The sequence below is a fragment of the Rhizobium sp. HT1-10 genome, assembly GCF_049472505.1.
In the GTDB taxonomy this organism is placed as follows: domain Bacteria; phylum Pseudomonadota; class Alphaproteobacteria; order Rhizobiales; family Rhizobiaceae; genus Rhizobium.
The window spans coordinates 37,315-49,825 of record NZ_JBCEBQ010000016.1 but is presented as its reverse complement, the minus strand read 5'-3'; the positions used below and the strand labels follow the sequence as shown (position 1 = coordinate 49,825).

The following is a 12,511-nucleotide window of genomic DNA, read 5'->3' as shown; positions in this document are numbered from 1 at the left end:
CAGCCTTGTCATATCGGGAAATCGTACCCATGCCTCACTTCATTACCCTGTCTCACATCTCATGGTCTACGCCTGACGGTCGACCACTTCTCAAAGATATCAACCTCCGCTTCGGGCAAGAACGTGTTGGTTTGGTCGGCCGCAACGGCGCGGGTAAAACAACGCTGCTCAAGCTGATTTCGGGCGAATTGGCTCCTTCCGACGGCTCGATCGTCATCTCCGGGGCGCTCCATGTCCTTCGGCAAAGCCTTCAGGTCACGGCGGGCGAAACCGTCGGTGATCTCTTTGGCGCGCGTGATGCTCTCGACGTGCTTGCAAAAGCACAGGCCGGACACGCGACGATAGAAGAACTTGGCGACGTTGACTGGCTGTTGGAGGATAAGATTGCTGAAGCGACGTCTCGCTTCGGTTTAGATGCATCGCCTGCAACTCCGCTCTGCGAACTCTCAGGTGGCCAGCGGACGAAGGTCGCGCTAGCCGCGTTGAACTACGTGTCCCCTGATATCATCCTTCTTGATGAGCCGACCAATAATCTCGATCATGAGGGCCGCAGGGCGGTAGCCGAATTCCTCCATGCCTGGCGCGGTGGTGCCATCGTTGTCAGTCATGATCGTCAATTACTCGACACCATGGACGCGATCGTTGAGCTGACATCACTTGGAGCGAGCCGGTACGGTGGCAACTGGAGCCTCTACAGGCAAACCAAGGAGTTGGAACTCGCGTCCGCGCAACGCGACCTGGACACTGCAGAGAAAAGCGCTTCCGATGCCAAACAAAACGCGCAGGATGCCTTGGAACGCAAAGCCCGTCAGGATCGCGCCGGCTCCAGAAAAGCTGCCAAAGGAGACATGCCTCGCATCGTTGCCGGAGGGCGGAAGATGGCTGCGCAACAAACAAGCGGTAAAACTGCAAACAGGACTGCTCAACAGCAGGGCGAGGCAGCGCAGCAGTTGCAGAAGGCGCGCGAGCGCATGGAGATCCTGCAGCCGCTGACCATTAGCCTGCCGAGCACCAAGCTGGCTGCTACAAAAGTCGTTCTCAAGTTGATGAATGTCACGGGGGGCTTTGCGGCGGAAGCTCCCGTCATCCGTGATTTTTCGTTCGAGGTCAGAGGTCCTCAAAGGGTGGCAATTACCGGGCCGAACGGCTCCGGCAAGACGACACTCCTGTCGCTGATCACCGGTGGGCTTCCACCCTGTCAGGGCGAGGTGAGAGTGGGCGTAGATCTGGCGTACCTGGATCAGGATGTGAGCATTCTTGATCGGCAAATGTCGATCAACGACAATTTCCTTCAACTGAATCCGGAAGCGGAAGAGAACCAATGCCGAGCTGCACTGGCCCGCTTTATGTTCCGCGCTGACGCTGCTCTGCAACGTGTCGAGTCGTTATCTGGAGGACAGATATTGCGAGCAGGGCTTGCCTGTGTCCTCGGAGGCCCTGCTCCCCCGCAACTGCTTGTCCTGGACGAGCCGACCAACCACCTTGATCTTGACGCCATTGCTTCGGTCGAGGCGGGACTGACAGCCTATAACGGTGCCTTATTGGTGGTAAGCCACGATGAGGTGTTCCTGTCCAACGTTGGGATCGACCGGCGCCTGGACCTTGGCTGATTTCCCCCGCTCAGCCGCTCCGAAACGGAGCGGCTGAGGTTCAATGCTTTTGCCTGTTGCTACTTCCCGGATTGCCGAGCAGCTTCTTCGATCACATCAGCGACTTTTTCCGGCTGAGACGCGAAGACCGCATGGCTTGCATCGACTTCCGTTACCAGGCTGCCGGCGCGTTTGGCCATATCGCGCTCGAGCTCGGGGTTGATCGAGCGATCCTGCGTTGCAACGATCGACCAGCTCTTTTTCGACTTCCATGCCGGTTCGCCAACCTTTGCGGCGAAAGCTTCCTTAGCTGCGAATACCTGGCTTTTCGCGAGGAAGGCCGCATCCTCCTTAGGCAGATCAGCGGCAAAATCCATAGCGAAGGCTGCGGGATCGAGGTACAGGAATTTGCCATCCTTGGTCTGTTTGATGGAGTTCCCTGCAGGCGGCCTTGATCCGGCAAGGTCGAGGAGGCTTTCGCCCTTTTCAGGCTGGAACGCGGCGACATACACCAGTCCGGCTACATCCCCCCTGTTTCCTGCCTCTGAGATCACCATGCCGCTATAACTGTGGCCGACGAGCAAGCTCGGACCATCCTGAAGATCCAATACCCGATTGGTCGCGGCAACGTCGTCGGCAAGTGACGTTATCGGTTCCTGAACGATGGTGACATTGAAGCCGCGGCCTTCGAGAATTTCCGTAGCTTTGCGCCAGCCGGAACCGTCGGCGAGGGCGCCATGGACAATGACGATATTCTTCACATCGGCGGCCTGTGCCGCAAAAGCGATGATACTGGTGGCGAAGACGAGAGCGAGCGTTGACACGAGTCGTTTCATCAGAGTTCTCCTTAGGTTGATGAGTGTGGTTGATCCGGCTTCAGCCGAAGGTGAAGGCGTAGGCCTGCACGCCAGGATCGAGGAAGCGGATGGCGAAGGTTTTTTCCTCGGCGTCGCCGGCCTGGCGGACGAGTTGATAAAGCCGAGTTGACGAGACGATGCCGTTACCGTTGGCGTCGATATCGGCGCCATGATCGCGACCGGGCGGGTGACCATCGATCGTTACCTGGAACCGAACTGGCTTGCCATCAGCACTTGGCCCGATCACCAGATGCAGATCGCGAGCGCTGAACTGGTAGGTGATCCCGCCATCGGCCGTGTCGAGCGTCGCCGCTTCAGCACCGACTGTCCAGGTGCCAAAGAGGCCCCACTCGTTCAGGCCTGGAGCCGCAATCGAATAGTCCCGGGATTGGTTTGCGCGCAGGCTCTCTTTCGAAGCAAAGCCGGTGGCTTGTTGGTAGCCTATATAGGTCTCGCCGGAGCGGATATGCTTGAGGTCCGGACTGGCTTCGGCGCCTTTTGCCTCCGGAGTGACCGGTGCGCTTGCCGTTGCAGTACTGCCAGCCTCGCGCAGCAGATCCTGAATCGCCTGCTCGGTCTGTTGATAATTCCCTTCACCGAACTGGTGGTAGCGGATCTGACCCTTTGCATCGATCAAATATTGCGCTGGCCAATAGCTGTTGTCGAAGCTGCGCCAAAGCTTGTAATCATTGTCGATCGCGATGGGGAAACCGATCTTGAAGTCACCGATGGCCTTCCTGACATTGTCGACCTTTTTCTCAAAGACGAATTCAGGAGAGTGCACGCCGATGACAACAAGTCCCTGGTCCGTGTGTTTTTCCGCCCAGGCACGGACGTAAGGGATGGTTCGGATGCAGTTGATGCAGGAATAGGTCCAGAAGTCGACAAGTACGACCTTGCCACGCAACTGTTCGGTGGTGAGCGGCGGCGAGTTGAGCCATTCGACCGCACCATCCAGGGATGGTGCGCGGCCCTCAATGGTCAGTTTCGATCTGAATGGGGCAGCGTTCGCAGGAAGAGCATTGGAATTGCTCGCCATTTCAGTCGCCGGCTCGACACCCTGGCCGGCATGAAAACGATCAAGAACAGCTTGTTCGATCGATGCGGTGCTGGCGTAAGACAATTGCGCGAGAGCGCCGGTATCCAGTCCAAGTGCGATAGCCATGACACCCGCAAGAACCGCTACGCCGACGAGCTGTCGGACGCGCTCGCTAAAACCGAGGGAACGCTTTATGCCTGTAAAAACCTTGCCTCCAACCAGCAAGGCTATCGCAAGCGAGGTCGCTGTGCCGCTGGCATAGGCGGCGAGCAACAAGCTTGTTTCGAGATTGGCACCCTTGAGCGCGGCTCCCGTGAGCACGAGGCCCAGGATCGGCCCTGCGCAGGGTGCCCAAAGAAGACCGGTTGCAATACCCAGCACCAGAGAGCCCGCAATGGTCGGGATAGTCCCCGGCCGCCCGGAAGCATTGGCAAGACGGTTGCCCAGCTCGACGATTGGTAGGGTGACGATGCTGGCCGCACGTGGTGAGATCAGGCTGACACCAAAGATCGCAAGAAGCGCGAGAGCGGCAAGCCGCCCATATTCGTTCGCGTTGATTGCCCAGCTTCCGCCCACTGCAGCGAGTGTTGCAATGGCGGCGAACGTGGTCGCCATGCCTGCGAGCATAGGCAACGTGCTGCGAAGAAATGACTGCCCCGCACGTGCAAAAACGAAAGGGAGGATGGGCAGGATACAGGGGCTGAGGATGGTCAGAGCCCCTCCCAGATAGGCAATGATCAAGAGCGTCATCATCTTTTCCTTTGCAAGAAGATTTCGGGGCCCTGGACGGCGATGGCGCTGCCAGCGATGGTGCCAGTCTCTTGACCTCACGTATCTCGAGTGTGTCTGGGGGTGGTGGGATTTGTACCCAAATGTAGAAGAGGCGCCTGGGCGAATGTCCGCGCATGCTGAGCCATCGCCCTTTGTCCCAAGAGGAAGAATTGTATCTGAGTGTATCCGGGGAGCCGGTTGCTACAGAAACATTCACAATCGATCTGCTCAAGACACATCGATGATACATGTGCCAGGCTTCTTGCCCACCGTATCAACATGGATCGGAGAGAACACCATGAGCAATCAGATTGATCTTCAACGCCGCCGCTTTTTCGGCATTGCAGCCATGACCGTTGCGGCCGTCGAACTCGGCGCTACCGGACGGGCTAACGCCAAAGCACCCGCAGCGACGGTTCCAGCAACATCCAAGTCTGGCGGACACACGTCCTTCGGCTCATTGAAACAGATCGACGCCGGGGTCCTCAATATTGGCTACGCAGAAGCGGGCCCAGCTGACGGCCCCGCCATCTTGCTCCTGCACGGCTGGCCTTATGACATCTATAGCTATGTCGACGTCGCACCCATTCTCGCCTCGGCAGGATATCGCGTGCTCATCCCTTATCTGCGCGGCTATGGCACGACCCGCTTCCTTTCGGCTGACACCCTGCGCAACGGCCAACAGGCCGCGCTTGCGGCGGACATGATTGCTTTTCTAGACGCGCTCCAGATTAAACAAGCCGTCGTGGCAGGCTACGACTGGGGTGCTCGCACCGCTGACATCATGGCGGCTCTTTGGCCGGAACGTTGTAAAGCTCTGGTTTCGGTGAGCGGCTACCTCATCGGCAGCCAGGAGATCAACAAGAAGCCGCTTCCTCCCAAGGCAGAGCTTTCCTGGTGGTACCAGTTCTATTTCGCAACGGAACGCGGTCATGCCGGTTACGCGGCGAACACCCTCGACTTTGTCCGCCTGATCTGGGAGACGGCATCGCCGACCTGGAAGTTCAGCGACGAGACCTTCATGCGCTCAGCGTCGGCCTTCGACAATCCTGATCACGTGGCTATTACCATCCATAACTACCGTTGGCGGCTCGCTTTGGCCGATGGGGAGACCAGGTATGATGCGTATGAGCGGCAGCTTGCCAAACTGCCGGTGATCGCAGTTCCGACGATCACCATGGAGGGCGATGCCAATGGCGCGCCTCATCCCGCGCCCTCGGCATATGCTTCGAAATTTTCCGGCAAATACGAACATCGTGATGTCACCGGCGGCATCGGCCATAATCTGCCGCAGGAAGCACCCGAAGCCTTCGCCAAGGCCGTGCTGGACGTTGCCAGGCTTTGATCTTGCCTACGCTCGCGAACCGTTATCTTACTGCGATCTAAAGCGGGTCTGTTCGCGGGCCCATTATAGCTTGGGGAGTGAAAGCTTCGAATGGAACACATCGATCATATTCTTGTCGTTGATGACGACAGGGAAATCCGAGAACTGGTCTCAAGCTACCTGAAGAAGAGCGGTTTGCGCGCGTCGGTAGCCGCCGACGGGCGACAGATGAGAACGTTTCTGGAGGGGAATGCTGTCGATCTCATCGTGCTTGATGTGATGATGCCGGGTGATGACGGCCTAGTCTTGTGCCGCGAACTACGTGCTGGCAAGCATAAAGCCACACCAGTCCTGATGCTGACCGCCCGTGATGACGAAATGGATCGCATCATCGGGCTAGAAATGGGCGCCGATGACTATTTGTCGAAACCATTCGCGGCGCGCGAACTTCTTGCACGGATAAAGGCGGTGTTGCGTAGAACACGAATGCTGCCGCCCAATCTTCAAATCAGCGAGGCTGGCCAGCTCTTGAGGTTTGGCGACTGGCGTCTGGATACCGTGGGCCGACGCCTGTTGGACAACGAGGATACGGAAATCACCCTGAGTGGCGCCGAATATCGCCTTCTCAGAGTCTTCATCGACCATCCACAGCGCGTCTTGAATCGCGATCAGTTGCTCAACCTCACGCAAGGGCGCGACGCCGAGGTCTTCGACAGGTCGATCGATCTTCTGGTGAGCCGCGTGCGCCAAAGGCTGGGTGATGACGCGCGTGAACCGACCTATATCAAGACTGTACGCGCCGAAGGTTATGTGTTTGCGGTTCCGGTCGAGATCTCGGAGCCGCGATCATGACATCTCCTCAAATTGGGCTGTGGCCGCGGTCGTTACGGTCCCGGTTGTTTCTGATCCTTTTTGTCGGCCTTGCCATTGCCTATGGTCTGTCATTCAGCATCTTAGTTGCAGAGCGCTACATGTCCGCCAAGGCGGTTATGCTCGGTACGTTGGAAAGCGATCTGGCCACCTCAATCGCTGTGATTGATCGCCTACCCGCAGACGAACGGCCAGATTGGGTCGATCGTCTTAGCCGTGGCAATTATCGACTGGTTCTCGGGCCCGGGCTTCCGGGTATTTCCGACATATCCGGCCGCGGCGCCGAAATCGCAGAACGGATCGAAGAAGCAGCCGGTCACAAGTTTCCCATAAGGGTTGAATCCATCCCGGGCGACAGCAAACGGCTTCAGGCCCATCTAACGTTGTCCGACGGCGCGCCGCTAACGATCGATGTCACTCCGCGTGGTGTAATGCCGCTGGCCGAGTGGTTGCCGTATGTCTTTGCGGCGCAGATGGCGCTTCTGGTTCTGTGTACCTGGTATGCGGTGCGGCAGGCGATCCACCCTTTAAGCGTGCTGTCAAATGCCGCGGAGGCACTGGATCCGAGTAAGCAGGGATTACCGATGAGCGAAAGCGGACCAACCGAAGTCGCCCAAGCGGCTCGCGCCTTCAACGCCATGCGCGACCGGATTGCCCATTATCTGGAGGAGCGGATTCAAATTCTTGCAGCGATCTCGCATGACCTGCAGACACCAATCACCCGTATGCGGCTACGCGCCGATATGGCGGATGATACACCGGAAAAGGAAAAACTCGTGAGCGACCTGCGTGAGATAGAACGGCTCGTGCAGGATGGTATCGCCTACGCCCGCAGTTCGCATGGCAACGGAGAGAAGACAGCGCGGATTGACCTTGCTTCCTTCATCGACAGTATCGCCTATGACTATCAGGACACCGGAAAGGCAGTGTCGGTGCTTGGCGTTGTAAAGGGTACGGCGACCACCAAACCGCACGCGCTTCGCAGAATTCTGACAAACTTTATAGACAACGCGATCAAATTTGCAGAAAGCGCAGAAATCTCCGTCACAAGGGGTGACGAAGGCGAGGTCATCGTGACGGTGCTTGATCGCGGACCGGGTATCCCGTCCGATATGCTCGAAAGTGCCATGCAGCCGTTCTTCCGGATCGAGACTTCGCGAAACCGCGACACAGGCGGAACTGGTCTCGGGCTTGCGATTGCCCATCAGCTCGCCGCGACCATTGGCGGCTCCGTGCGCCTGTATAATCGGGAAGGCGGCGGCCTGGCGGCTGAGGTAAGCTTCCGTTGATCAGAAGAGATGGAGAAGGCATCCGACCTGTGGCTACGTTTCGATACATTTCCGCAGTTTTGAGAAACATGCCCGATACGCTGGTCCCGCAGAACAAGGGTGTCAACAGCGCCGCCAGGCGGTTAGCGAAAGGAGCCCACTATGACCACCATCGACAAAGTCCTCTATACCGGCAAGACGCACACGACCGGCGGTCGCGACGGAGCGGCACGCAGTGAAGATGGCGCGCTGGAAATCAAGCTCTCTCCTCCAGGGAGTGGAAAGCCCGGCACCAATCCCGAGCAGCTTTTCGCGGCGGGCTGGTCGGCCTGCTTTCTCGGTGCGATGAGCCGGGCCTCCGGCAAGCATCAGGTCAGGCTGCCGGCTGACACCTTCGTTGATGCCGAAGTCGACCTCGGCACGACGGATGGGGAGTTCTTTCTACAAGCTCGTCTTACTGTCACGCTGCCAGGCGTCGAGCGTGACGTCGCGCAGGCGATCATTGCCGACGCTCATCAGATCTGCCCGTATTCGAAGGCGACGAGAGGAAATATCAATGTCGAGTTCAAAGTCGGCTAAGGCAGTGCTTAACCGGCGAGCAATTGTCATTCTCGTGATGGCCGCAGCGATATTTGCAGCACCATGCGTCTACGATGTTGCATCCACAGAGCCCTCACCCTTTGTGGGTATTCTAACCGCCGTATCAGCAATATAAATGCACGGGAGAACGGCTCAACCATAGGCTCAAGCCGTTCTCCTCAGGCATTTTCTCGCCTGACCCCCCTGATCAGTTCGACAAACGTCCTCAACTTCGCCGGCACGTGACGGCGGCCGGGATAATACAGGCACAGCCCCGGATATGGCACGGTCCAGTCTTTGAGCACCCTTTTTAATCGCCCGCTCGCAAGATCATCCGCAACCTGCCACTCATTCAAGTAGGCCAACCCGGCCCCTTCCCTTGCTGCCCGTAACATCAGGTCACTGTCATCGAGCGTGAGCATGCCGGGAACGGCAAGGCTGAACTGCTGTCCCCGACGTTCGAATTCCCAGCTATACAAGCCTCCATTGGCCATTCGCGCGCGGATGCATTGATGAGACTGAAGATCCGCCGGGACCATCGGTAGGCCGTGCTTGTCAAAATATTCCGGCGAGCCGACAATCGCTGGATGAATGCTGTCGCTGATGGGTACGAGAACCATATCGGGAGGTACCGCCTCGCGCACGCGGATTCCTGCATCGAACCCTTGAGCATTGATGTCGATGAGTGCGGCATCCGTCATGATCTCCACACCGACTTTTGGAAATCGACGCATGTACTCGACCACCAGGGGCGCCAATATCATTCTGATCGCGCCGATTGAACTGTTTATGCGCAGCGTTCCCGCAGGCTCAAGCCGATGTTCATCCACTTGATCGATCGCGTTGCGGATCGCGGCAAGAGCCGGGGTGATCTCGGCAACAAACCGCTCGCCGGCTGCCGACAAGACAACGCTACGGGTCGAACGATTGAAGAGCCGGAGGCCGATCCGAGCCTCCAGGGTCATGATCTGTTGGCTTAGCGCAGATGAGGAGATGCCGAGGTCACGAGCGGCGGCACGAAAGCCTCCGCGCGCTGCAACCGCCACAACAGCTTCAAGTTCCGAGAGAGACCCTCTCATCATTGTCCGCAATTCCTTATCAGCCTGTGCGATTTTGATCGTCTTATCTACGCAATCGGTCAAGCTAAAATTGAAGTCAGCAAAAACCCTATTCCGAACATCTTGAGGCCTGATCATGCGATCGATCGAACACATTTACATCAACGGAAAATTCGTGGTGCCCCACGGGGAAGATCGGCTGGACCTTATCAACCCTGCCACTGAAGAAAGAATTGGCGATGTCCGTCTGGGCAATGAAAATGACGTCAGGGCGGCTGTGGCAGCCGCCAAGCGTGCCTTGCCTGCGCTAGCTGGGTCTACAAAGGCAGAGCGGATCGACATGCTGCACAGCCTGCGCGACGCGATCGCTGCCAACCCGGATGAACTCATCCAGACAATGACGGAGGAATATGGAGCCCCCTCATACTTCACGGCCTTTTCGGTACAGAATACTGCGTCGGTTTTTGATGTCATGGCTGAAACCGTTGCTGAGTACGAGTTCGATCGCGTTGTTGGCAAAAGCGCGGTTCGGATGCTACCGCGCGGCGTTCTCGCTGCTATAACCCCATGGAACAGCAATTTCGGCTTCATCGCGACCAAGCTTGCTCATGCGATTGGCTCTGGCTCCCCTCTCGTGATCAAACCGGCCGAGCAGAGCGCTTTGCAGACCGAAGTTCTGGCAAAGCGGCTTTATCAAGCGGGATTGCCTGCTGGTGTCCTTAACATCGTCAATGGAACGGGGCCTGTGGTTGGTGCTGCTCTCACAAGCGATCCTGATGTTGCAACGATCAGCTTTACCGGATCCACTCAGGCCGCGAAAATCATCCAGCGAGCTGCGATCGACGGCATGAAACGAGTTATTTTGGAACTTGGAGGCAAGGCACCGACGATCATTATGCCGGACGCCGAATTGGACAAAGCAATCCCTGTTGCCTTGATGTCCGGTTTTGCAAACAGCGGACAGGCCTGCGTTGCCGGAACCCGTATTCTGGCACCGAGGTCTCGGATGGCGGAAATATCAGAGCGACTGAAGGTAGAAGCCGAAAAACTGAAAGTCGGCGCACCTCGTGATGCCGAGGTGCGAATTGGGCCGATGGCCAGCCGAGCTCAATGGGAGAGGATCCAGATGTATATCCGGTTGGGCATAGAAGAAGGGGCGACCCTTCTGACCGGCGGGACCGGCCGACCCGCCGGGTTGGACAGAGGTTGGTTCGCTCGCCCAACGATCTTCGTGGACGTGCACAGCAATATGCGTATCGCACGTGAAGAGATCTTCGGGCCGGTCCTATGCCTTATTGCCTACGATGATGAAGACGAGGCCGTCGAGATCGCCAATAACAGCGAATACGGGCTCCAGGCATATGTCCTGGGGGCCGATCAAAAGCGCGCTGTACAAATCGCGGAGAGGCTGTTGGTTGGGCGCGTCGTCGTTAACGGCGCGCCCCATGATCCACGAGCGCCGTTCGGCGGCTTCAAGCAGTCCGGCATTGGACGTGAGATAGGCGCGTTCGGTCTCGACGGGTTGCTGGAGCCTCGCGCTATCCTAACCGCGTGAGACGAATGGCACTGGTGAAACAGTGTTTCTGAACCACCCGCAAATCTTAAACCCGACGCCATCATCTGCGCCGAGCAGGAAGCCATTTCCGCGTGACCCGCTACCGATTTGTATCAGCAAGTGTCGCTTCCTGGGAAAGCGACACTGCGTAACACGACAGCGGTATCGAGAAACAGCAGGGATACGATCGCTGCCTAGTTTCGGAATCGCGAGATGGTCGCGAACGTTTGATTAGGAGAGAAGCATGAACAACGCTCGACGAATTGGAAGATGGAGCCGCCGGACCGCTCTTGCCCTTGGCTCCACCTTCCTGGTTTCGGTTGCCTGCATGCAGCCTGTGTTGGCAGAGACAGCGCAATCGCCGGTCTCCAGCGCCGATGATAGTATCCGGCCCTTCCATGTCCACGTGGACCAGGCGAAGATCGACGACCTGATGAACAGGATCAAGAACACGCGTTGGCCGGACAAGGAAACTGTTGGCGATATTTCCCAGGGCATTCAGCTGGCACGCGTGCAGGACCTCGTGCGCTACTGGGGGACCAAGTACGACTGGAGGAAGGCGGAGGATCAGCTCAACGCCCTTCCGCAGTTCGTGACCAAGATCGATGGCGTCGATATTCACTTCATACATGTTCGCTCCCACCATCCCAATGCCCTCCCCGTTATTCTGACCCATGGCTGGCCCGGGTCCATCTTTGAGTTCACCAAGGTCATAGGCCCGCTGACTGATCCCACTGCCTACGGTGGCAAAGCGGAAGACGCGTTCGATGTCATTATCCCTTCGATTCCAGGCTATGGCTTCTCTGGCCATCCAACCGAGCTGGGCTGGGGGCCAGATCGCGTCGCACATGCGTGGGACACGCTTGTGAAGCGTCTCGGCTACACGCAGTATGTCTCCCAGGGCGGCGACCATGGCTCGGTAATTTCCGATGCGTTGGCCCGGCAGGCACCGAACGGTCTGCTTGGCATTCATCTGAACATGCCTGCAACGGTCCCGGGTGCTCTGATAAAGGGCATCAATAGCGGCAACCCGGCGCCGGCGGATCTTTCGCCGGCAGAACGCGATGCATACAATTCATTGAGCGGCTTTTTCGGCAGGAACGCGGCCTATGGTGCGATGATGGTCACGCGGCCTCAGACGATCGGATATTCACTGTCCGACTCCCCGGTCGGTCTCGCATCCTTCGTCTACGAGAAGTTCGTGCAATGGAGCGACAGCGATGGGGAGCCGGAACGGGTGCTCACCAAAGATGAAATGCTGAATGACATCACGCTTTACTGGCTGGCCAACAGCGGGGCGTCCGGCTCGCGCTTTTACTGGGAAAATAACAACAACAACTTCAGCTCGGACGCCCAAAAGACCAAGGACATCAAGATCCCGGTTGCGATTACGGTCTTTCCGAAGGAAATCTATCAGGCGCCTGAAAGCTGGAGCAAGCAGGCTTACCCATCATTGAACTACTATCATCAGGTCGATCACGGAGGCCATTTTGCAGCATGGGAACAGCCTGACATCTTCTCAGAAGAGTTGCGCGAGGCGTTCCGGAAGGTTCGCTGAGTTTTCAATAAGTGAAACGCGGCCCTTGCGCCGCGCTTCTCTA

Annotated in this window: 10 protein-coding genes; 7 read left to right on the top strand and 3 right to left on the bottom strand. The window is 57.6% G+C overall.

All coding sequences use genetic code 11. The annotated features are described in order from the left end of the window. The first annotated feature begins 29 nt into the window (after window positions 1–29). The gene (locus VH564_RS24420; protein ID WP_423342446.1) at window positions 30–1,610 is read left to right on the top strand and encodes an ABC-F family ATP-binding cassette domain-containing protein; all 1,581 of its coding nucleotides are present in this window, start codon (window positions 30–32) and stop codon (window positions 1,608–1,610) included. 59 nt (window positions 1,611–1,669) lie between these two features. Here VH564_RS24420 and VH564_RS24415 read toward each other — a convergent pair whose 3' ends face one another. Next, window positions 1,670–2,425 carry an alpha/beta fold hydrolase gene (locus VH564_RS24415; RefSeq protein WP_423342445.1) on the bottom strand — a complete coding sequence of 252 codons (756 nt, stop codon included), beginning with the start codon at window positions 2,423–2,425 and terminating at the stop codon, window positions 1,670–1,672. A 40-nt stretch (window positions 2,426–2,465) separates the two neighbouring features. Next, window positions 2,466–4,238, bottom strand: a complete 1,773-nt coding sequence (locus tag VH564_RS24410) for a cytochrome c biogenesis protein DipZ (RefSeq protein ID WP_423342444.1) — start codon at window positions 4,236–4,238, stop codon at window positions 2,466–2,468. Between the two features lie 316 nt (window positions 4,239–4,554). On the opposite strand from VH564_RS24410, the gene VH564_RS24405 reads away from it, so the two are divergent. The 4 genes from VH564_RS24405 to VH564_RS24390 all read left to right on the top strand — a co-directional run bounded on the left by VH564_RS24405 (window position 4,555) and on the right by VH564_RS24390 (window position 8,297). Continuing rightward, window positions 4,555–5,601, top strand: coding sequence for an alpha/beta fold hydrolase (locus VH564_RS24405; protein ID WP_423342443.1), 1,047 nt, complete (start codon window positions 4,555–4,557; stop codon window positions 5,599–5,601). A gap of 90 nt (window positions 5,602–5,691) precedes the next feature. Then, a complete protein-coding gene (locus VH564_RS24400; RefSeq protein ID WP_423342442.1) occupies window positions 5,692–6,432 on the top strand; it encodes a response regulator in 741 nt (246 codons plus the stop codon). Further along, the gene (locus tag VH564_RS24395; RefSeq protein ID WP_423342441.1) at window positions 6,429–7,739 is read left to right on the top strand and encodes an ATP-binding protein; all 1,311 of its coding nucleotides are present in this window, start codon (window positions 6,429–6,431) and stop codon (window positions 7,737–7,739) included. Before VH564_RS24400 ends, VH564_RS24395 begins: the two co-directional genes overlap by 4 nt. Window positions 7,740–7,880: 141 nt before the next feature. After that, a complete protein-coding gene (locus VH564_RS24390) occupies window positions 7,881–8,297 on the top strand; it encodes an organic hydroperoxide resistance protein (protein ID WP_423342440.1) in 417 nt (138 codons plus the stop codon). Between the two features lie 179 nt (window positions 8,298–8,476). On the opposite strand, the gene VH564_RS24385 is transcribed toward VH564_RS24390, so the two are convergent. Next, a complete protein-coding gene (locus VH564_RS24385) occupies window positions 8,477–9,376 on the bottom strand; it encodes a LysR family transcriptional regulator (RefSeq protein WP_423342462.1) in 900 nt (299 codons plus the stop codon). 115 nt (window positions 9,377–9,491) lie between these two features. On the opposite strand from VH564_RS24385, the gene VH564_RS24380 reads away from it, so the two are divergent. Beyond that, window positions 9,492–10,910, top strand: a complete 1,419-nt coding sequence (locus VH564_RS24380; RefSeq protein WP_423342439.1) for an aldehyde dehydrogenase family protein — start codon at window positions 9,492–9,494, stop codon at window positions 10,908–10,910. Between the two features lie 328 nt (window positions 10,911–11,238). Continuing rightward, window positions 11,239–12,468, top strand: coding sequence for an epoxide hydrolase family protein (locus VH564_RS24375; RefSeq protein WP_423342461.1), 1,230 nt, complete (start codon window positions 11,239–11,241; stop codon window positions 12,466–12,468). The last annotated feature ends 43 nt before the right edge of the window (window positions 12,469–12,511 follow it).

Coding starts and splice junctions, on each gene's coding strand:
- VH564_RS24415 (WP_423342445.1), bottom strand. CDS start 2,425: ATGAAACGACTCGTGTCAACGCTCGCTCTCGTCTTCGCCACCAGTATC.
- VH564_RS24375 (WP_423342461.1), top strand. CDS start 11,239: ATGCAGCCTGTGTTGGCAGAGACAGCGCAATCGCCGGTCTCCAGCGCC.
- VH564_RS24410 (WP_423342444.1), bottom strand. CDS start 4,238: ATGATGACGCTCTTGATCATTGCCTATCTGGGAGGGGCTCTGACCATC.
- VH564_RS24400 (WP_423342442.1), top strand. CDS start 5,692: ATGGAACACATCGATCATATTCTTGTCGTTGATGACGACAGGGAAATC.
- VH564_RS24420 (WP_423342446.1), top strand. CDS start 30: ATGCCTCACTTCATTACCCTGTCTCACATCTCATGGTCTACGCCTGAC.
- VH564_RS24385 (WP_423342462.1), bottom strand. CDS start 9,376: ATGAGAGGGTCTCTCTCGGAACTTGAAGCTGTTGTGGCGGTTGCAGCG.
- VH564_RS24395 (WP_423342441.1), top strand. CDS start 6,429: ATGACATCTCCTCAAATTGGGCTGTGGCCGCGGTCGTTACGGTCCCGG.
- VH564_RS24405 (WP_423342443.1), top strand. CDS start 4,555: ATGAGCAATCAGATTGATCTTCAACGCCGCCGCTTTTTCGGCATTGCA.
- VH564_RS24380 (WP_423342439.1), top strand. CDS start 9,492: ATGCGATCGATCGAACACATTTACATCAACGGAAAATTCGTGGTGCCC.
- VH564_RS24390 (WP_423342440.1), top strand. CDS start 7,881: ATGACCACCATCGACAAAGTCCTCTATACCGGCAAGACGCACACGACC.